This is a genomic window from Tatumella saanichensis, from assembly GCF_000439375.1.
Classification (GTDB): Bacteria; Pseudomonadota; Gammaproteobacteria; order Enterobacterales; family Enterobacteriaceae; genus Tatumella; species Tatumella saanichensis.
Window position 1 is genome coordinate 1 of record NZ_ATMI01000017.1, and the last position, 21,700, is coordinate 21,700.

Below are 21,700 nucleotides of genomic sequence, written 5' to 3' on the forward strand. Positions count from 1 at the left end.
GGCTACCGTCCACAGTTCTACTTCCGTACAACTGACGTGACCGGTACCATCGAACTGCCAGAAGGCGTAGAGATGGTAATGCCTGGTGACAACATCAAGATGGTTGTTACCCTGATCCACCCAATCGCGATGGATGACGGTCTGCGTTTCGCAATCCGTGAAGGTGGTCGTACTGTAGGTGCAGGTGTTGTTGCTAAAGTTATCGCTTAATCGCCGATAATATTTGACGTCATGCACATGAAAAGGGCATCATTTGATGCCCTTTTTGTACGCCACGACATAGAACCTGACTCATCAGTGATTTTTTGACAAATCATTGCTGAGACAGGCTCTGGTTTGGCGTAAGATACCGGACGTACAACAGGTATTTCTGGTTTGGATACCTCGCTATGCGGGGTTTAATGGTTTCTGGATTATTCTGGCAGGTTTGTTTATGAGTGCAAATACCGAAGCTCAGGGGAGCGGTCGCGGCCTGGAGATAGCAAAATGGCTGGTTGTTGCTGTCCTGGTTGTAGTGGCGATCTATGGAAACTACCATTATCGCAGCGTAAATTTACCCTTACGGGCCCTGGCGGTGGTGGTGATCATCGCGGTTGCTGGCGCAATTGCTCTGTTAACAACCAAAGGTAAAGCGGCGGTAGCGTTTGCACGTGAAGCAAGAACCGAAGTGCGTAAGGTCATCTGGCCGACCCGCCAGGAAACGTTGCAGACCACGTTAATCGTTGCCGCGGTGACCGCCGTGATGTCACTGATTTTGTGGGGGCTGGATGGTATTCTGGTCCGTCTGGTATCGTTTTTCACTGGACTGAGGTTCTGAGATGTCTGAAGCTCCAAAAAAACGCTGGTACGTCGTGCAGGCGTTTTCCGGTTTTGAAAGCCGCGTGGCAGTATCACTGCGTGAGCACATCAAGCTGCACAATATGGAAGATCTGTTTGGCGAAGTAATGGTGCCGACAGAAGAGGTGGTGGAGATCCGTGGGGGTCAACGCCGCAAAAGTGAACGTAAATTCTTCCCAGGCTATGTACTGGTGCAGATGGTGATGGAAGATGCCAGCTGGCACTTAGTGCGCAGCGTGCCGCGTGTGATGGGCTTTATCGGCGGTACCTCTGACCGTCCAGCCCCAATCAGCGATAAAGAAGTCGATGCGATCATGAATCGTCTTCAGCAGGCAGGTGACAAGCCACGTCCTAAAACCATGTTTGAACCAGGTGAAATGGTTCGCGTTAATGACGGCCCGTTTGCCGACTTTAATGGTGTGGTCGAAGAAGTTGACTACGAGAAGAGCCGCCTGAAAGTGTCCGTCTCTATCTTTGGTCGCGCAACGCCAGTCGAACTGGACTTCGGTCAGGTCGAAAAAGGCTAAAAAGTCTGCAATAGCATGCTTGCATCAGGCGCGAAATTTGCCTACAATTTCGCGCCTTTTGTTTTTATGCGTCCCTGTGGCGTGTAGATAATTATCACGGGAAGCCTTATTTAAGGCGCTATACCCAACTGAGGAAATATCATGGCTAAGAAAGTACAAGCCTATGTCAAGCTGCAGGTTGCAGCGGGCATGGCAAACCCAAGTCCACCGGTTGGTCCGGCACTGGGTCAGCAAGGTGTTAACATCATGGAATTCTGTAAAGCGTTTAACGCCAAAACAGAAAGCCTGGAAAAAGGTCTGCCAACTCCAGTGGTTATCACTGTATACAGCGACCGTTCTTTCACCTTCATTACCAAAACGCCTCCAGCAGCAGTTCTGCTGAAAAAAGCGGCAGGTATTAAGTCTGGTTCTGGTAAGCCGAACAAAGACAAAGTAGGTAAAATCTCACGTGCTCAGCTGCAGGAAATTGCAACCACCAAAGCTGCTGACATGACTGGTGCAGACTTAGATGCGATGACTCGCTCTATCGAAGGTACTGCGATCTCCATGGGCCTGGTAGTAGAGGATTAATCAATGGCTAAGCTTACCAAGCGCATGCGCACCATCCGTGAAAAAGTTGTCGCGACTAAACAGTACGAAATTACTGAAGCCGTAGAACTGCTGAAAGAACTGGCGACTGCTAAGTTCGTTGAAAGTGTTGATGTCTCAGTAAACCTGGGTATCGATGCTCGTAAATCTGACCAGAACGTGCGTGGTGCAACTGTACTGCCACACGGTACCGGCCGTAGCGTTCGTGTAGCTGTCTTTGCTCAGGGTGCAAACGCTGAAGCCGCTAAAGCAGCTGGCGCTGAACTGGTGGGTATGGAAGATCTGGCTGATCAGATCAAGAAAGGCGAAATGAACTTTGACGTTGTTATCGCATCTCCAGATGCAATGCGCGTTGTTGGCCAGTTAGGTCAGGTTCTGGGTCCACGCGGCCTGATGCCAAACCCGAAAGTTGGTACTGTAACCCCTAACGTTGCTGAAGCGGTTAAGAACGCTAAAGCGGGCCAGGTTCGTTACCGTAACGACAAAAACGGCATCATCCACACCACCATCGGTAAAGTTGACTTTGATGCTGACAAACTGAAAGAAAACCTGGAAGCTCTGCTGGTTGCGCTGAAAAAAGCCAAGCCATCTGCAGCGAAAGGCGTGTACATCAAGAAAGTCAGCCTGTCTACCACCATGGGTGCAGGTGTTGCAATTGATCAAGCTGGTCTGAGTACTCAGGCTAACTAAGTCATTGCTTGACGCGGGCGAAATTTTCATCTAGAATTTTCGCCCGTTCTTCCTTTAGGGAAGCGACTCGGCACCTCGTTGACGCGGTGGCTGAGCAAGAATTTTCGGTTGGAGCCTGGCCTTATCCAGGCCTCCGTCCAAGACCGCAGGTGTATGAGTCGTCAGTTTCAGGGTTTGCCTTGTTTTGACACTCACACTTAATTCCCTGCGTAGACGGTGAGAGAGCCTGAAGAACCTATTTCTTTTCTGGATTCTACTCACCGTGTTTAGCGCCTTTTCCTTACGGTAAAGGTGAAGTGAGTTCCGGTGGGGCAACCTGCCGGACTAAAACATCCAGGAGCAAAAGCTAATGGCATTAAATCTTCAAGACAAACAAGCAATTGTTGCTGAAGTCAGCGAAGTAGCCAAAGGCGCGCTGTCTGCGGTTGTTGCGGATTCCCGTGGCATCACCGTAGATAAAATGACTGAACTGCGTAAAGCAGGTCGTGAAGCTGGCGTATACATGCGTGTTGTTCGTAACACCCTGCTGCGTCGCGTCGTTGATGGGACTCCTTTCGAGTGCCTGAAAGACACGTTTGTTGGTCCGACCTTGATTGCATATTCTATGGAACACCCAGGCGCTGCTGCCCGTCTGTTCAAAGATTTCGCGAAAGCGAATGCAAAATTCGAGGTTAAAGCTGCAGCCTTTGAAGGTGAGCTGATCCCAGCCGCTCAAATTGACCGTCTGGCAACGCTGCCGACTTACGAAGAAGCTCTGGCACGTCTGATGTCGACCATGAAAGAAGCCGCTGCAGGCAAACTGGTCCGTACTCTGGCTGCTGTTCGCGATGCAAAAGAAGCGGCATAAGCCCTTTTTTCCATCCGTTCTTGCTTACGTATAAACTTTATCTGATTCTTAGGAACAATTGTTATGTCTATCACTAAAGACCAAATCCTGGAAGCTGTTGCAGCTATGTCCGTAATGGAAGTAGTTGAGCTGGTTTCTGCAATGGAAGAAAAATTCGGCGTTTCCGCTGCTGCAGCGGTAGCTGTTGCTGCTGGCCCTGCTGAAGCTGCTGAAGAGCAGACTGAATTCGACGTAATCCTGAAGTCTGCTGGCGGTAACAAAGTCGCAGTCATCAAAGCAGTACGTGGCGCAACTGGCCTGGGTCTGAAAGAAGCTAAAGACCTGGTTGAATCTGCTCCAGCTGCAATCAAAGAAGGCATCAGCAAAGACGACGCAGCTGCACTGGAAGCTGCTCTGAAAGAAGCTGGCGCTGAAGTTGAAATCAAATAAGATAACCTTCGGGTTACAGTCTGATTAGTTTGCAGACTGCTGGCTGGTGACTATAATAGTCACCAGCCTTTTTGCGCTAAAAAGAGTCACTGTGGGGTTTCGCATTGTTTGTCCACCTTGATTCTGACCATGTCTTTTTCTCTCGACGCCTTAATATACTGCTTTCCCGTGGGGTTCCCTGCCTTGCCAGAGCAATGAAATGATTTAAGAGTGATAGAAAAAGATATCTGCACCCTGGCCTTGGGTGAAAAGCATAATAATGTTGCATGAACTGTCCTGCAGGACGGACAGCGTGGTTCGACTTGTCAGCGAGCTGAGGAACCCTGATGGTTTACTCCTATACCGAGAAAAAACGTATTCGTAAGGATTTTGGTAAACGTCCACAAGTGTTGGATGTACCTTATCTCCTATCTATCCAGCTTGACTCGTTCCAGAAGTTTATCGAGCAAGATCCGGAAGGCCAGTACGGTCTGGAAGCAGCATTCCGTTCCGTTTTCCCAATCCAGAGCTACAGCGGTAACTCTGAGCTGCAATATGTCAGCTACCGTCTGGGTGAGCCTGTCTTTGATGTGAAAGAGTGTCAGATCCGTGGAGTGACATTCTCTGCTCCCCTGCGCGTAAAATTACGTCTGGTCATCTACGAGCGCGAAGCGCCGGAAGGGACCGTTAAAGACATTAAAGAACAAGAAGTTTACATGGGCGAGATCCCGCTCATGACCGATAACGGTACCTTTGTCATCAATGGTACTGAGCGTGTTATCGTTTCTCAGTTACACCGTAGCCCGGGCGTGTTCTTTGACAGTGACAAAGGTAAAACACACTCTTCCGGTAAAGTACTGTATAACGCACGTATTATCCCTTACCGCGGTTCATGGCTGGACTTCGAGTTCGATCCTAAAGACAACCTGTTTGTCCGTATCGACCGTCGTCGTAAGCTGCCTGCGACCATCATCCTGCGTGCACTGAACTACACCACCGAACAAATCATCGATCTGTTCTTCGATAAAGTGGTGTATGAGATTCGTGACAACAAACTGCAGATGGCGTTGGTCCCTGAACGTCTGCGCGGCGAAACAGCCTCTTTTGACATCGAGTCAAACGGCACTGTTTACGTCGAAAAAGGCCGTCGTATTACTGCCCGTCATATCCGTCAGTTGGAAAAAGATAACGTCCAACACATCGAAGTTCCGGTTGAATACATTGCCGGTAAAGTGGTGGCACGTGATTATATCGACGAGAGCACTGGTGAGCTGATCGTTGCGGCTAACATGGAACTGTCCATGGATCTGCTGGCTAAACTGAGCCAGTCTGGTCACAAGCGCATTGAAACGCTGTTCACCAACGACCTGGATCACGGTCCGTACATCTCTGAAACCCTGCGTGTTGACACAACCAGCGATCGCCTGAGCGCACTGGTTGAAATCTACCGCATGATGCGTCCTGGTGAGCCACCAACGCGTGAAGCTGCAGAGAACCTGTTCGAGAACCTGTTCTTCTCCGAAGACCGTTATGACCTGTCTGCGGTCGGTCGTATGAAGTTCAACCGTTCATTACTGCGTGACGATATCGAAGGTCCAGGGATCCTGAGCCACGATGACATCATCCAGGTAATGAAAAAACTGATCGATATCCGTAACGGTATCGGTGAAGTGGATGATATTGACCACTTGGGCAACCGTCGTATCCGTTCTGTCGGTGAGATGGCTGAGAACCAGTTCCGTGTCGGTCTGGTCCGTGTTGAGCGTGCGGTGAAAGAGCGTCTGTCTCTGGGTGATCTGGATACCCTGATGCCTCAGGATATGATCAACGCTAAGCCAATCTCTGCCGCAGTGAAAGAGTTCTTCGGTTCCAGCCAGTTGTCTCAGTTTATGGACCAGAACAACCCGCTGTCAGAAATTACGCACAAACGTCGTATCTCTGCACTGGGCCCGGGCGGTTTGACCCGTGAGCGTGCTGGCTTTGAAGTTCGAGACGTTCACCCGACTCACTATGGTCGTGTGTGTCCAATCGAAACGCCGGAAGGTCCAAACATCGGTCTGATCAACTCCTTGTCTGTGTATGCACAGACTAACGAATATGGCTTCTTAGAAACGCCATACCGTCGTGTGGTTGACAGTCAGGTGACTGACGAAATTCATTACCTGTCTGCGATTGAAGAAGGTAACTTCGTTATCGCTCAGGCGAACACCAACCTCGACGATGATGGTCGTTTCGTAGACGATCTGGTTACCTGTCGTAACAAAGGTGAATCGAGCCTGTTCAGTCGTGACCAGGTTGATTATATGGACGTTTCCACCCAGCAGGTCGTTTCTGTGGGTGCGTCACTGATTCCATTCCTGGAACACGATGATGCTAACCGTGCTCTGATGGGTGCGAACATGCAACGTCAGGCAGTTCCAACCCTGCGTGCAGATAAGCCGCTGGTCGGTACCGGTATGGAACGTGCTGTTGCGGTTGACTCCGGTGTGACTGCCGTTGCCAAACGTGGTGGTACTGTTCAGTACGTGGATGCCTCCCGTATCGTTATCAAAGTTAACGAAGACGAGATGTATGCCGGTGAAGCAGGTATCGATATTTATAACCTGACCAAATACACCCGTTCTAACCAGAATACCTGTATCAACCAGATGCCGTGTGTCAACCTGGGTGAACCTATCGAGCGTGGTGATGTGCTGGCTGATGGTCCGTCAACCGATTTAGGTGAACTGGCTCTGGGTCAGAACATGCGCGTGGCGTTCATGCCATGGAACGGTTATAACTTCGAAGACTCCATCCTGGTCTCTGAGCGTGTAGTTCAAGAAGATCGTTTCACCACTATCCACATTCAGGAACTGTCTTGTGTGTCTCGTGACACCAAGCTGGGGCCAGAAGAGATCACCGCTGATATCCCGAACGTGGGTGAAGCTGCGCTCTCCAAACTGGATGAGTCCGGTATCGTGTATATCGGTGCGGAAGTGACAGGTGGCGACATCCTGGTCGGTAAAGTGACGCCTAAAGGCGAGACTCAGCTGACTCCGGAGGAAAAACTGCTGCGTGCGATCTTCGGTGAGAAAGCGTCTGACGTTAAAGACTCTTCTCTGCGTGTACCAAACGGTGTTTCCGGTACGGTTATCGACGTTCAAGTCTTCACCCGTGATGGTGTTGAAAAAGACAAACGTGCGCTCGAAATCGAAGAGATGCAGCTGAAGCAGGCGAAGAAAGACCTGACCGAAGAACTGCAGATCCTCGAAGCTGGCCTGTTTACCCGTATCCAGAGCGTGCTGATCGCCGGTGGTGTCGAAGCTGAGAAGCTGGACAAACTGTCACGTGATCGCTGGCTGGAGCTGGGCCTAACTGACGAAGCGAAACAGAATCAGTTAGAGCAGCTGGCAGAGCAGTACGACGAGCTGAAGCACGAGTTTGAGAAGAAACTCGAAGCGAAGCGCCGTAAAATCACTCAGGGCGATGACCTGGCACCTGGCGTGCTGAAAATCGTTAAAGTGTATCTGGCTGTGAAACGTCAGATCCAGCCTGGTGATAAAATGGCAGGTCGTCACGGGAACAAAGGTGTTATCTCCAAGATCAACCCGATCGAAGATATGCCTTACGATGAAAACGGTACGCCGGTTGACATCGTACTGAACCCGCTGGGCGTACCATCGCGTATGAACATCGGTCAGATCCTGGAAACTCACCTCGGGATGGCAGCGAAAGGTATCGGCGATAAGATCAACGCCATGCTGAAGCAGCAGCAGGATGTCGCGCGTCTGCGTGAGTTCATCCAGCGTGCCTACGACCTGGGTACTGATGTCCGCCAGAAAGTCGACTTAGACACCTTCTCTGATGATCAGGTCTTGCGCCTGGCCGAAAACTTGAAGAAAGGGATGCCGATCGCAACCCCAGTCTTCGACGGTGCTAAAGAGAGTGAAATCAAAGAGCTGCTGACATTAGGTGGGATCCCTACCTCTGGTCAGATCACGCTGTTTGATGGTCGTACCGGTGAGCAGTTTGAGCGTCAGGTAACCGTTGGTTACATGTACATGCTGAAACTGAACCACTTGGTTGATGACAAAATGCATGCGCGTTCTACCGGTTCTTACAGCCTTGTTACTCAGCAGCCGCTGGGTGGTAAAGCTCAGTTCGGTGGTCAGCGCTTCGGTGAGATGGAAGTGTGGGCACTGGAAGCATACGGTGCTGCTTATACCCTGCAGGAAATGCTGACGGTGAAATCCGATGACGTAAATGGTCGTACCAAGATGTATAAAAACATCGTTGACGGCAACCATCAGATGGAACCAGGCATGCCGGAATCCTTCAACGTATTGTTGAAAGAGATCCGCTCGCTGGGTATTAACATCGAGCTGGAAGACGAGTAAGCACTCGTATCTGTACTGGTTACAGGGCGTCCGGACTGTCCGGATGCCCTTAGAAGTCTCACTCCGACGGGAGCAAATCCGTGAAAGACTTACTTAAGTTTCTAAAAGCGCAAACTAAAACCGAAGAGTTTGATGCGATCAAGATTGCTCTGGCCTCGCCAGACATGATCCGTTCCTGGTCTTTCGGTGAAGTTAAGAAGCCAGAAACCATTAACTATCGTACCTTTAAGCCGGAACGTGATGGTCTGTTCTGTGCGCGTATCTTTGGTCCGGTAAAAGACTATGAGTGCCTGTGCGGTAAGTACAAGCGCCTCAAGCACCGTGGTGTGATCTGTGAGAAGTGTGGCGTCGAAGTGACCCAGACTAAAGTTCGTCGTGAGCGTATGGGCCACATCGAACTTGCCTCTCCAACTGCGCACATCTGGTTCCTGAAGTCACTGCCATCACGTATCGGTCTGTTATTAGATATGCCACTGCGTGATATTGAACGTGTCCTGTACTTCGAATCCTATGTGGTTATCGAAGGCGGCATGACCAACCTCGAAAAGCGTCAGATCCTGACTGAAGAGCAGTATCTGGATGCGCTGGAAGAGTTTGGTGACGAATTCGACGCTAAAATGGGTGCGGAAGCGGTTCAGGCCCTGCTGAAAGGTATGGATCTGGAGCAGGAGTGCGAGCAGCTGCGTGAAGAGCTGAACGAAACTAACTCCGAAACCAAGCGTAAGAAGCTGACCAAGCGTATTAAACTGCTGGAAGCCTTCGTTCAGTCTGGTAACAAACCAGAGTGGATGATCCTGACTGTTCTGCCTGTGTTACCACCGGACCTGCGTCCTCTGGTACCGCTGGACGGTGGCCGTTTCGCGACTTCGGATCTGAACGATCTGTACCGCCGCGTGATCAACCGTAACAACCGTCTGAAACGTCTGCTGGATCTGGCTGCGCCAGACATCATCGTACGCAACGAAAAACGTATGCTGCAGGAAGCGGTAGATGCCCTGCTGGATAACGGTCGTCGCGGTCGTGCGATCACCGGTTCTAACAAACGTCCTCTGAAATCACTTGCCGACATGATCAAAGGTAAGCAGGGTCGTTTCCGTCAGAACCTGCTGGGTAAACGTGTTGACTACTCTGGTCGTTCGGTTATCACCGTAGGTCCATACCTGCACCTGCATCAGTGTGGTCTGCCGAAGAAAATGGCGCTGGAACTGTTCAAGCCGTTTATCTATGGCAAGCTGGAACTGCGTGGCCTGGCAACAACCATCAAAGCTGCTAAGAAGATGGTTGAGCGTGAAGAAGCGGTTGTTTGGGATATCTTGGATGAAGTTATCCGTGAGCACCCCGTTCTGCTGAACCGTGCACCAACACTGCACCGTCTGGGTATTCAGGCATTTGAGCCAGTACTGATCGAAGGTAAAGCGATTCAGCTTCACCCGCTGGTCTGTGCGGCCTATAACGCCGACTTCGATGGTGACCAGATGGCGGTACACGTACCACTGACTCTGGAAGCTCAGTTGGAAGCGCGTGCGCTGATGATGTCTACCAACAACATCCTGTCTCCTGCGAACGGTGAACCAATCATTGTTCCTTCTCAGGACGTTGTTCTGGGTCTGTACTACATGACCCGTGACAAAGTTAATGCCAAGGGCGAAGCCATGGTGCTGACCGGACCTAAAGAAGCGGAACGTGTTTACCGCGCAGGTCTGGCAGAGCTGCACGCTCGCGTCAAAGTGCGTATTACTGAATACAGCAAAAACGAGCAGGGTGAATTCATCCCGCAGACCAGCCTGGTCGATACCACTATCGGTCGTGCCATCCTGTGGATGATCGTTCCTAAAGGTCTGCCGTACTCAATCATCAACCAGGCACTGGGTAAGAAAGCCATCTCTAAGATGCTGAATACCTGTTACCGTATCCTGGGTCTGAAACCTACCGTTATTTTTGCGGACCAGACCATGTATACCGGTTTCGCCTATGCAGCCCGTTCCGGTGCATCGGTGGGTATTGATGATATGGTTATCCCTGCCAAGAAAGCTGAGATCATCACTGAAGCAGAAGCAGAAGTTGCTGAAATTCAGGAACAGTTCCAGTCTGGTCTGGTGACCGCCGGTGAACGTTATAACAAAGTCATCGATATCTGGGCTGCCGCGAACGAACGTGTTTCGAAAGCGATGATGGAAAACCTGCAAACTGAAACGGTGGTTAACCGCCACGGCGAAGAAGAGCAACAGGTCTCCTTTAACAGCATCTATATGATGGCCGACTCCGGTGCGCGTGGTTCTGCTGCGCAGATCCGTCAGCTGGCAGGTATGCGTGGTCTGATGGCGAAACCAGATGGTTCCATCATCGAAACGCCAATCACCGCGAACTTCCGTGAAGGTCTGAACGTACTCCAGTACTTCATCTCGACCCACGGTGCACGTAAAGGTCTGGCGGATACCGCACTGAAAACAGCGAACTCCGGTTATCTGACCCGTCGTCTGGTTGACGTGGCACAGGATCTGGTGGTGACCGAAGACGATTGTGGTACCCACGAAGGTATCATGATGACGCCGGTTATCGAAGGTGGTGATGTTAAAGAACCACTGCGTGAGCGTGTACTGGGTCGTGTAACTGCAGAAGACGTTCTGAAACCAGGTTCAGCTGACATTCTGGTTGCTCGTAACACTCTGCTTGATGAGCACTGGTGTGACGTTCTGGAACAGAACTCTGTCGACGCCGTTAAAGTCCGTTCAGTTGTAGGTTGTACCACTGACTTTGGTGTGTGTGCACACTGCTATGGTCGTGACCTGGCACGTGGCCACATCATCAACAAAGGTGAAGCAGTCGGTGTTATTGCAGCACAGTCCATCGGTGAGCCGGGTACCCAGCTGACGATGCGTACGTTCCACATCGGTGGTGCGGCATCTCGTGCGGCAGCTGAATCTAGCATTCAGGTGAAGAACAAAGGGACTATCAAGCTTATCAACGCCAAGTCGGTAACCAACTCAGCTGGCAAGCTGGTGATTACTTCTCGTAACGTTGAACTGAATATGATCGATGAATTCGGTCGTACTAAGGAAAGCTATAAAGTTCCTTACGGTGCCGTGATGGCCAAAGGTGACGGTGAGCAGGTGAATGCTGGCGAAACCGTGGCTAACTGGGATCCGCACACCATGCCGGTTATCACCGAAGTGAACGGTTTTGTTCGCTTTGTCGATATGAATGATGGTCAGACAATCACTCGTCAAACGGATGAACTGACTGGTCTGTCTTCTATCGTGGTAATGGATACTGCGGAGCGTACTTCCGGTGGTAAAGATCTGCGTCCGGCACTGAAAATCGTTGATGCTAACGGTGACGACGTGATGCTGCCTGGTACTGATATGCCAGCACAGTACTTCTTGCCAGGCAATGCGATTGTTCAGCTGGACGATGGCGTGCAAATCAGCTCTGGTGATACCTTAGCCCGTGTTCCTCAGGAATCTGGCGGTACTAAAGATATTACCGGTGGTCTGCCGCGTGTTGCTGACCTGTTCGAAGCCCGTCGTCCGAAAGAGCCGGCGATTCTGGCAGAAATCAGCGGTATCATTTCCTTCGGGAAAGAGACCAAAGGCAAACGTCGCTTGGTGATCACGCCGGTTGATGGCAGCGAACCTTACGAAGAGATGATCCCGAAATGGCGTCAGCTGAACGTCTTCGAAGGTGAGCGTGTAGAACGTGGTGACGTGGTGTCCGACGGTCCAGAATCTCCGCACGATATTCTGCGTCTGCGTGGTGTTCACGCGGTAACCCGTTACATCGTCAACGAAGTCCAGGACGTTTACCGTCTGCAGGGTGTTAAGATTAACGATAAACACATCGAAGTTATCGTTCGTCAGATGCTGCGTAAAGCGACCATTGCTTCTTCCGGAAGCTCTGAGTTCCTGGAAGGCGAGCAGGCTGAAGTTTCCCGTATCATGATTGCAAACCGTGAACTGGAAGCGAATGATAAAGTCCCTGCGACTTTCGCACGCGATCTGCTGGGTATCACTAAGGCGTCTCTGGCAACTGAGTCGTTCATCTCTGCAGCCTCGTTCCAGGAGACAACCCGTGTCCTGACCGAAGCGGCTGTTGCAGGTAAACGTGACGAATTACGTGGTCTGAAAGAGAACGTGATCGTGGGTCGTCTGATCCCTGCCGGTACCGGTTATGCGTATCACCAGGATCGTATGCGCCGTCGTCACGCAGGTGAAGCGCCGGTGGTTCCACAAGTTACTGCAGATGAAGCGTCTGCAAGCTTGGCGGAACTGCTGAACGCTGGCCTGGGTGGCAGCGACGAGTAAGTTCGTGGCATAATTACGCGATAAAACCCTGCTCCGGCAGGGTTTTTTTATATCCGTAACACACGGGAAAGAGACCGAAGATGAGAGCATTTTATCTGCCTGCTATCGTACTTTCCCTGCTGGTGGTGACATTCCGTGTCCCGGCCTCGGAGCCGGTACAGCGGATGTTTCAGGCCTGGCAGGTCACCTGTAATAATCTGAATGATTGTGATATCCGCAATGTTGATGAAAATATGCGAGTCGTTATCCGGCACGAAGCCGGGCCCCATGGGGAGGTATCCCTTGATCTGATGGGGTTTGATATTGATAAACCCTCTGGCATCTGGCTGGATGGACAGTTGTGGAAAAATACGCTGACGCCGGTAGATACTGACAGTAGGCATGACTATGCCGGTTATCATACCGAGTCATTAGCGGCCGTGCAGGCCTTTGTCCGAGCCGCCCGTGATGCAAAACGCATCACTCTGACGCCGGATGCTGATGATGATACCGGCTCCCTTAAGGGACTGAATGCGGCACTGTTGTTTGCCGATGATATCCAAGGGCGGCTGGAAAATCGTACCGCTTTATTACGTACCGGTAACGGCCTGGCCTCACAGGTGCCGCTACGTTATGCCTTTGAGATCCCCGCCACACGGATCCCGGTGATCATTCCGGTTAGGGATGCCAATGCATTGATCAATGAAGTGCTGCAGACCCAGCAGGATGTCCTTAATGATGAAGAATGTTCACCCGATGCTGACGATCTGAGTCGCAGCCAAGTTAGGCCACTGGATCGTCGGCATGTGTTGGTGATGATCAACTGTGTGACTGGGGCTTACCAGTCTTCCGGGATCGTTTTTATCGTTCCACGTGAGCATCCGGATCGTGGTAGTGAGCTGGAACTGACCTTGCCGTTAAAAGACGAGCAAGGGGATCCTCAAACCATCACTTGGTTTACCGACGTCAGCTATGACCCGAAAACAGCGCTGTTTTCCTACATTGCCCGGGGGCATGGTGTTTCTGACTGTGGTGAAACCGGTACCTGGCGTTATGATGGACACAGTTTTCAGCTTATGAGCTATCACAACCAACCGACCTGTGACGGTGGTGAGCCAGGGCATTGGCCCTCGGTATGGTTAATCCCGGGCTACCGGGAAACCCGCCCATGACGGTGGGTCGGCTGGTAAGTGCTATGCTTAGCAGCATCTTTGTGCCTCACTGTTAGACAGATATAAGGTAATCACCGGATGGAACGTGAAATTCTCAGCACTGACCAGGGCTGGTGGGTTGTCAGCCACCAAAATACCCTCTGGCTGCCCGAGGGCAGCTTACCCCGAGGCAGTGCTGCTGCGCTGTCACTGGCGGGTAACCAAGGGATCCCGATAGGGGAGTGGCAGGGCGAAACTGTGTGGCTGGTTTGTCAGCAGCAATCCCGGGATATGGTGTCATTACGCCAGTTACTTAGCGAAGAGGCTGGCCTGTTTCGTTTAGCCGGGCGTGGGGTACAGTTGGCAGAGTTCTATCGCTCACATCGCTACTGTGGGTATTGTGGCGTGCCGATGAAAGTTAGCCGTACAGAACTGGCTTGTCTCTGTACTCAGTGCCCAGAGCGTTACTACCCACAGATTGCGCCCTGTATCATTGTGGTGATCCGTCGTGATGATAGGCTGTTGCTGGCACAGCATGTCCGCCACCGTAACGGTATTTATACGGCACTAGCTGGATTTGCTGAAGTCGGTGAAACCCTGGAGCAGACCGTGGCGCGTGAAGTCATGGAAGAGAGCAGCATCCGCATTAAAAACCTGCGTTATGTAGCGTCACAGCCCTGGCCGTTTCCCCAATCTCTGATGATGGCCTTTATGGCTGACTATGACAGTGGTGAGATTGCCATCGATCCCAAAGAACTGTTGGATGCTGGCTGGTATCGTTATGATGCTCTGCCACAGCTTCCCCCTCCGGGCACCATTGCACGGCGCCTGATTGAAGACACCGTGGCGTTATGCCGTGAGAAATATGAATAACGCGCAGTCAGCCCTGTACTGATTGTTAAAAAAAATTGTTGTTTATGTATATACTATGCGCCTGATTTCGAGAGAGCCTGATTATGAGCGAATTAAAAAACGACCGTTATCTGCGAGCGTTACTGCGGCAGCCAACGGATGTGACTCCGGTATGGATGATGCGTCAGGCGGGGCGCTACTTACCAGAATATAAAGCCACACGCGCCGAAGCCGGCGACTTTATGTCTCTGTGTAAAAATGCGGAGCTGGCCTGTGAAGTAACTCTGCAACCCCTGCGTCGTTTTCCGCTGGATGCGGCGATCCTGTTCTCTGATATCCTGACTATTCCGGATGCTATGGGTCTGGGCCTGTATTTCGAAACCGGAGAGGGTCCACGTTTTTCATCACCGATCACCTGTGCGGCGGATGTGAAAAAGCTGCCAGTACCGGACCCGGAACAAGAACTGGGCTATGTGATGAATGCGGTGCGCACCATCCGAAAAAACCTGAAGGGAGAAGTGCCGCTCATCGGTTTTTCCGGCAGTCCGTGGACTCTGGCGACCTATATGGTGGAAGGTGGTAGTAGCAAAGCCTTTACCAAAATCAAAAAAATGTTGTACAGCGATCCGGCGCTACTGCATGCCATGCTGGATAAGCTGGCAGACAGCGTCATTCTGTACCTGAATGCGCAAATCCGTGCCGGAGCTCAGTCGGTGATGGTCTTTGATACCTGGGGCGGCGTACTGACAGGTCGTGATTACCGTGAGTTTTCCCTGAATTACATGCATAAAATCGTCGATGGACTGCTGCGTGAAAACGATGGTCGCCGTGTCCCAGTGACCTTGTTTACTAAAGGCGGCGGTCAGTGGCTGGAACAGATTGCTGATACTGGTTGTGATGCTATCGGACTGGACTGGACGACCGATATTGCCAATGCCCGCGAGCGTGTTGGCCACCGTGTCGCGCTACAAGGTAATATGGATCCGTCGGTATTGTATGCCCCAGCAGAACGCATTGAAAAAGAAGTCGCGACGATTTTGGCGGGTTACGGGCAGGGTAGCGGTCATGTATTTAACCTGGGGCACGGTATTCACCAAGATGTGCCACCGGAGCATGCCGGTGCCTTTGTCGATGCCGTTCATCGTCTTTCAGCCCCGTACCATCAATAATCATGGCCGGTCTCGCCCAACTAAAACTGCAGCAGCAAGCACTGGCTGCCCAGGTTATCTGTGACGGGATCGGTGAAGATTGGACTCCCCGGCTGATTGCTGGGGGGGATACTGGCTTTGAGCAAAACGGCACGATTGCCCGAGGTGTTATCGTTCTGCTGCAATGGCCGTCGTTGGAAGTCGTGGAGTTCCGGGTCGCCCGTGTGCCGGTGACGCTGCCGTACATCCCGGGATACCTCTCCTTTCGTGAATGTCCTGCGTTGCTTTCGGCATGGCAACAACTGTCACAGCAGCCAGATATGATGTTTATCGATGGCCAGGGGATCGCCCATCCTCGAGGCTTAGGGCTAGCCAGCCATTTCGGAGTGATCGCCGATATCCCAGTGATTGGGGTAGCCAAACGCCGCTTATGTGGAGACTATGAACCTCCCGGCCCGCAGCCAGGGGACTGCCAACCCTTAACCTTTCGCGGCAGCCAAACCGGCTGGGTCATGCGCAATAAAGCCCGTTGCTTGCCGTTATTTATTTCTCCCGGCCATAAGATCAGCCTACAGAGTGCACGTCACTGGACGGAGCGCTGTCTACGAGGTTACCGCTTACCGGAACCGACCCGTATTGCTGATGCGATTGCTTCACAAAGAAAGGGCTTCCAGCGCTATACAGGCTGACAATAACGCTGTGAAAAACTCGCTTTTGCGTTACACTTTCGCCAGCTAATAGATAACGAGTATCCGTCATGTTACGTAACCCGATTCACCTACGCTTGGAAAAGCTGGAAAGCTGGCAACATCTGACTTTCATGGCTTGTCTGTGTGAGCTTATGTACCCTAATTACCACGCTTTCTGTCAGCAAACCGAATTTGCTGACGGGAATCTTTATCGCCGCATTCTCGACTTAGTCTGGGAATCGCTGGTGGTAAAAGATGCCAAGGTCAACTTTGACAATCAGCTGGAAAAACTGGAAGAGGCGATCCCTGACGGTGAGGCGTTTGATCTATACGGTGTTTACCCGGCGATTGATGCCTGTGTGGCACTGAGTGAATTACTGCACGCTATGTTAAGTGGCGACAGTCTCTCTTACGCGATTGCTGTCAGCAAAACGTCTGTCACCACTGTTGCCATGCTGGAAATGACCCAAGCTGGCCGTGAAATGACCGATGAAGAGCTGAGAGAAAACCAGGCTGTTATAGACGAATGGGACCTACAATGGGAAATATTCAGGCTACTGGCAGACTGTGAAGAGCGTGACTTGGAACTGATTAAAGGACTGCGCGCAGACCTGCGTGAAGCTGGAATCAGTAACATCGGTATAAGTTTTAACCAGTAAGACGACAAAACGTGACTTCAGGCCTGATTTAGCGCACCTGAAGGCTTCACATCCGCCCCCTGTCTGGTCTACATTTGGGGGGCTAAAAATTGTGGCTATCGGTGTGTGCAGGCTGAAGGGTGTCGGAAGATAGGCTTTTCACTCGCATTCGTTGCTTAGCAGGCGATAAATACACTTTAAGGATAACTTATGAACAAGACTCAACTGATTGATGTGATCGCAGAAAAAGCGGACCTGTCTAAAACTCAGGCTAAAGCGGCACTGGAATCAACTCTGGCTGCGATCACTGAGTCTCTGAAAGAAGGTGATGCAGTTCAGCTGGTCGGTTTCGGTACTTTCAAAGTCAACCACCGTGCAGAGCGTACCGGTCGTAACCCACAGACGGGTAAAGAAATCAAAATTGCTGCTGCTAACGTTCCCGCGTTCGTATCCGGCAAAGCACTGAAAGACGCAGTAAAATAAGCGTTACTCTCAGAAAGTCTGAGATAGAGTGAACAGAAGGGGGCAACAAGGTTGTCCCCTTCTGCTTTTTGCGTTTTCCCCGCCCAAAATACCGCGTAATGCGTACCTGCTGATATACTTCCCTGCATCGGATGATATTGAACTCACGGGTTGTGATAGCTGAAGGAGAGCCAATGTTGTCTTCTATGAAGAGAGTCGGACCCGGGCTATTACTTTTATTGCTGGCGGGTTGTCAGTCTATGGGCGATGCACCCCCCTTCGGGGCCAGCGGCTATTTGGCCGATCGTGGGGTAGTCCGTCTGTGGCGCAAAAATAGTGATTCGGACAGGATAGCGATACGTACCCTTTATACTCCTTTCGATAGCCCTATCACTGAACAGACGGATTACCAGTGGCAAAGTGGGCAGCTAATGCTGGTGAAGCGTCATATCAGTGGTGCGGCCCCAGATGATGTGACCCTGCGCTTTGATAACCAAGGCCATATCAGCTTTATGCAACGACAGTTAGCCAATCAGCGTGAAGCGGTCAGTACTGACAGTATTGAGCTCTACCGATTTGATGCGCAACGTATGCTACAGATCAGTAATGGCTTACAGGCAGGCGGAATAGTACTTCGACAAGGTATATGGAAAGGGAACGATCAGGTTTTGAACTGTGATAATAGGTTACAAGCTACTGGGCTCGATTTGGCGACTCGTCAGTTGATCAGTCGGCAGCAACAGCACAGTAATAACCCCTTATACATTGCTTGGCTACAAGGGCCGGAAGGGACCCAGTTACTGAAGACCAGTTTTGATAACCTGTGCCGCCAGGCCCCAAAAGCTTCAGATTTGTAGGAGAGGGGCACAAAAAAAGGGCAGACTTTGGCCTGCCCTTATTATCGTCAGTCGATTATTTGGTGCGGTTAATCGCTCGGTAGCCGATATCACTGCGACAGAACATGCCGTCCCAGGAAATGGCTTTCGCCAACTGATAAGCCTGTTTCTGTGCCGCGGCAACATCACTGCCCAGACCGGTGGCACAGAGTACACGTCCACCGTTAGTGACGACATCTTCACCACTCAGAGTCGTGCCGGCGTGGAACACTTTACCGTCCAGTGCCGCGGCATCCTCTAAGCCATTGATGACATCGCCTTTACGGTAGTCAGCAGGGTAGCCGCCAGCCGCTAATACCACGCCTAAGGCCGGACGCGGATCCCAATGTGATTCTTGTTGATCCAGACGCCCTTCGCAGGCAGCCAGGCACAGCTCAACCAGGTCAGACTGCATACGCATCATAATTGGCTGTGTTTCAGGGTCACCAAAGCGACAGTTAAACTCAATCACTTTCGGCTGCCCGGCTTTATCAATCATCAGACCGGCATACAGGAAGCCGGTATAGACATTGCCCTCGGCAGCCATACCGCGGATGGTTGGCCAGATCACTTGATCCATCACGCGCTGGTGGACCTCGTCGGTCACTACCGGGGCAGGGGAGTAAGCCCCCATCCCGCCAGTATTGGGTCCGGTATCCCCATCACCGACACGTTTATGATCCTGGCTGGTGGCCATTGGTAAGACATTGACACCGTCAGACATAACGATAAAGCTGGCTTCTTCACCGTCGAGGAACTCTTCGATAACAATACGGTGCCCAGCATCGCCAAAGGCATTACCGGCCAGCATATCCTGTACGGCGTCCTCAGCTTCCTGCAGGGTCATTGCGACAATCACCCCTTTACCGGCAGCCAGACCGTCGGCTTTAATGACAATCGGGGCACCCTTCTCACGCAGATACGCCAGCGCTGGTTCGATATCAGTAAAGTTCTGGTATTCCGCGGTCGGGATCTGATGGCGGTCTAGGAAGTCCTTGGTGAAGGCCTTTGAGCCTTCTAGCTGTGCCGCAGCTTCGCTAGGACCAAAGATCTTCAGGCCAGCATTACGGAACGCATCGACTACACCGATCACCAGCGGCGCTTCCGGCCCAACAATAGTCAGACCGATATTTTCTTTACGGGCAAACGCCAGCAGTGCCTCGATATCGGTGGCGCTAATGTCGACGTTCTGCAAAGCAGGTTCCCGTGCAGTCCCGGCATTACCAGGGGCAACAAATACAGCATCCGCTAACGGAGACTGGGCCGCTTTCCAGGCCAGTGCATGTTCACGTCCGCCATTACCAATAATTAAAATATTCATAGTTCAACCTCAAAAGTATTAATGGCGGAAATGACGCATATCAGTAAAGATCATCGCGATGCCGTGTTCATTGGCAGCTGCGATGACTTCGTCATCACGGATCGAGCCACCCGGCTGGATCACACAGGTAATACCGACTGCTGCGGCAGCATCGATACCATCCCGGAACGGGAAGAACGCATCGGAAGCCATAGCGGAACCTTTCACTTCCAGTCCTTCGTCACTGGCCTTAATGCCGGCGATTTTTGCTGAATAGACACGGCTCATCTGGCCGGCACCGATGCCAATGGTCATATTATCGCGAGCGTAGACAATCGCATTCGATTTAACGAACTTGGCCACTTTCCAGCAGAACACGGCATCACGCAGTTCCTGGGCTGAAGGCTGACGCTCGCTGACAACGCGCAATTGCGACTCACTTACCATTCCCAAATCACGATCCTGAACCAGTAATCCGCCGTTCACCCGTTTGAAGTCAAATCCAGGCTGACGTTGCTGCCATTCACCGCAGATAAGTACTCGAACGTTTTGTTTAGCCGCAGTGACTTTCAGTGCAGCGTCGCTGGCAGAAGGTGCAATAATCACCTCAACAAACTGACGACTGATAATGGCCTGTGCGGTGGCTTCATCCAGCTCACGGTTAAAGGCAATAATTCCGCCAAAGGCTGATGTCGGGTCGGTGGTATAAGCACGCTCATAGGCTTCCTGGAGCGTGCTGCCGATTGCAACGCCACAGGGGTTTGCGTGTTTGACGATCACACAAGCGGGTTCTGCAAACTCTTTAACGCATTCCAGAGCTGCATCGGTATCAGCAATATTATTATAAGAAAGCGCTTTGCCTTGTAATTGCTCTGCGGTTGCGACAGACGCCTCAGTAATCTTTTCTTCTATATAGAAGGCGGCATCCTGGTGGCTGTTCTCACCATAACGCATATCCTGTTTCTTGATAAAGTTTAGGTTCAGCGTACGCGGGAAACGACCCGAAGGGGTTTTGTCTTCACTGTAATAGGCAGGCACCCGCTGACCAAAATAGTTAGCAATCATGCTGTCGTAGGCCGCGGTATGCTCAAAGGCTTTGATTGCCAGGTCGAAACGGGTTTCCAGCGTCAGGCTGTTATCGTTTTCGTCCATTTCCTTAATCAGTGCCGAATAGTCATTGCTGTTAACCACAATCGCGACATCTTTATGGTTCTTGGCGGCAGAGCGAACCATCGTCGGGCCACCAATATCAATATTTTCTACGGCATCTTCCAGGGTACAGCCGTCACGAGCAACGGTCTCTGCAAACGGGTAGAGGTTAACTACCACCATATCGATCGGCGCGATCTGGTGTTCAGCCATAATGGCATCATCCTGACCGCGACGACCAAGGATCCCGCCATGGACTTTCGGATGCAGCGTTTTCACACGGCCATCCATCATTTCAGGGAAACCGGTGTAGTCTGACACTTCGGTGACAGGCAAACCTGCCTCAGCCAGTAAACGAGCTGTGCCGCCGGTAGAAAGCAACTCAACGCCACGTGAGGTCAGTGCTTTGGCAAACTCAACAATACCGGTTTTGTCAGAAACACTCAGAAGAGCGCGGCGTACAGGACGACGTTGTTGCATAGTGAAATAATCCCCTGGATTGGTTCCGTATCAAATAAGAAGTCATATAAAGAAGGTTCTGCAAGCAAATTACCTAATAATTGGCTTGCACAAGCTTCGCTTGAGCGGCTTATTCTGTGCCCGCATTGTAGCGAAAACGTTTGCGTGATGCATGGCTAAATTTAGATTTATGGCGCTTTGTGGATAACTTTGTGGGTAAGCCCGTATAAATGGCACATTTGCTGTGGAATGCAGCAAACGATCTTTTTTTCGTAAAATAGCGGTTGCGCCTTTCTCGGAACTCCCTATAATGCGCAACCACTGAGACGGCAAAGCGCGATGCGCAGCGGCGTGACAGGGACTGAAGCGATTCGGTCCGGAGAAAAAATCATGAAAAAGTGATTGACTCCTGAGGTGAAAAGCG

18 protein-coding genes are annotated in these 21,700 nt (G+C 51.4%); 16 read left to right on the forward strand and 2 right to left on the reverse strand.

Translation table 11 applies throughout. The features are described from left to right. The 16 genes from DW47_RS0107580 to DW47_RS0107655 form a co-directional block, all read left to right on the forward strand. On the forward strand, positions 1-210 hold a 210-nt coding region (locus DW47_RS0107580), incomplete at its 5' end, for an EF-Tu C-terminal domain-related protein (RefSeq protein ID WP_029685306.1). A 223-nt stretch (positions 211-433) separates the two neighbouring features. Continuing rightward, entirely contained in the window at positions 434-817 is a 384-nt protein-coding gene (gene secE / locus DW47_RS0107585) for a preprotein translocase subunit SecE (RefSeq protein WP_029685801.1), read from the forward strand. Between the two features lies 1 nt (position 818). Beyond that, positions 819-1,364, forward strand: coding sequence for a transcription termination/antitermination protein NusG (gene nusG, locus DW47_RS0107590; RefSeq protein WP_029685803.1), 546 nt, complete (start codon positions 819-821; stop codon positions 1,362-1,364). 141 nt (positions 1,365-1,505) lie between these two features. Further along, positions 1,506-1,934: a 50S ribosomal protein L11 gene (gene rplK, locus DW47_RS0107595; RefSeq protein ID WP_029685804.1), complete on the forward strand. Its 429-nt coding sequence runs from the start codon at positions 1,506-1,508 to the stop codon at positions 1,932-1,934. Between the two features lie 3 nt (positions 1,935-1,937). Beyond that, positions 1,938-2,642 (forward strand): 50S ribosomal protein L1, encoded by a 705-nt coding sequence (rplA, locus tag DW47_RS0107600; protein WP_029685805.1) that lies wholly within the window; start codon positions 1,938-1,940, stop codon positions 2,640-2,642. Between the two features lie 349 nt (positions 2,643-2,991). Then, a complete protein-coding gene (gene rplJ, locus DW47_RS0107605; protein WP_029685806.1) occupies positions 2,992-3,489 on the forward strand; it encodes a 50S ribosomal protein L10 in 498 nt (165 codons plus the stop codon). Positions 3,490-3,552: 63 nt separating this feature from the next. Continuing rightward, complete coding sequence (gene rplL, locus DW47_RS0107610; RefSeq protein WP_029685807.1) at positions 3,553-3,918, forward strand: 50S ribosomal protein L7/L12; 366 nt, start codon at positions 3,553-3,555, stop codon at positions 3,916-3,918. 326 nt (positions 3,919-4,244) lie between these two features. Then, positions 4,245-8,273: a DNA-directed RNA polymerase subunit beta gene (rpoB, locus tag DW47_RS0107615; RefSeq protein WP_029685808.1), complete on the forward strand. Its 4,029-nt coding sequence runs from the start codon at positions 4,245-4,247 to the stop codon at positions 8,271-8,273. An 80-nt stretch (positions 8,274-8,353) separates the two neighbouring features. Further along, the gene (gene rpoC, locus DW47_RS0107620) at positions 8,354-12,574 is read left to right on the forward strand and encodes a DNA-directed RNA polymerase subunit beta' (protein ID WP_029685809.1); all 4,221 of its coding nucleotides are present in this window, start codon (positions 8,354-8,356) and stop codon (positions 12,572-12,574) included. A gap of 80 nt (positions 12,575-12,654) precedes the next feature. After that, positions 12,655-13,725, forward strand: coding sequence for a DUF1176 domain-containing protein (locus DW47_RS0107625; protein ID WP_029685810.1), 1,071 nt, complete (start codon positions 12,655-12,657; stop codon positions 13,723-13,725). A gap of 78 nt (positions 13,726-13,803) precedes the next feature. Next, positions 13,804-14,577, forward strand: a complete 774-nt coding sequence (nudC, locus tag DW47_RS0107630; protein WP_029685811.1) for an NAD(+) diphosphatase — start codon at positions 13,804-13,806, stop codon at positions 14,575-14,577. Positions 14,578-14,660: 83 nt separating this feature from the next. Next, the gene (gene hemE, locus DW47_RS0107635; RefSeq protein ID WP_029685812.1) at positions 14,661-15,725 is read left to right on the forward strand and encodes a uroporphyrinogen decarboxylase; all 1,065 of its coding nucleotides are present in this window, start codon (positions 14,661-14,663) and stop codon (positions 15,723-15,725) included. Positions 15,726-15,727: 2 nt separating this feature from the next. Beyond that, a complete protein-coding gene (gene nfi / locus DW47_RS0107640; RefSeq protein ID WP_029685813.1) occupies positions 15,728-16,393 on the forward strand; it encodes a deoxyribonuclease V in 666 nt (221 codons plus the stop codon). 68 nt (positions 16,394-16,461) lie between these two features. Continuing rightward, complete coding sequence (locus DW47_RS0107645) at positions 16,462-17,052, forward strand: YjaG family protein (RefSeq protein ID WP_029685814.1); 591 nt, start codon at positions 16,462-16,464, stop codon at positions 17,050-17,052. Positions 17,053-17,241: 189 nt separating this feature from the next. After that, positions 17,242-17,514, forward strand: coding sequence for a nucleoid-associated protein HU-alpha (hupA, locus tag DW47_RS0107650; RefSeq protein WP_006121511.1), 273 nt, complete (start codon positions 17,242-17,244; stop codon positions 17,512-17,514). Positions 17,515-17,687: 173 nt separating this feature from the next. After that, positions 17,688-18,350, forward strand: coding sequence for a DUF1481 domain-containing protein (locus tag DW47_RS0107655; RefSeq protein ID WP_029685815.1), 663 nt, complete (start codon positions 17,688-17,690; stop codon positions 18,348-18,350). Between the two features lie 55 nt (positions 18,351-18,405). Here DW47_RS0107655 and purD read toward each other — a convergent pair whose 3' ends face one another. Both purD and purH read right to left on the reverse strand, forming a co-directional pair. Then, positions 18,406-19,689 carry a phosphoribosylamine--glycine ligase gene (gene purD, locus DW47_RS0107660; protein ID WP_029685816.1) on the reverse strand — a complete coding sequence of 428 codons (1,284 nt, stop codon included), beginning with the start codon at positions 19,687-19,689 and terminating at the stop codon, positions 18,406-18,408. An 18-nt stretch (positions 19,690-19,707) separates the two neighbouring features. Beyond that, the gene (gene purH / locus DW47_RS0107665) at positions 19,708-21,297 is read right to left on the reverse strand and encodes a bifunctional phosphoribosylaminoimidazolecarboxamide formyltransferase/IMP cyclohydrolase (protein ID WP_029685817.1); all 1,590 of its coding nucleotides are present in this window, start codon (positions 21,295-21,297) and stop codon (positions 19,708-19,710) included. Positions 21,298-21,700: the final 403 nt, after the last annotated feature.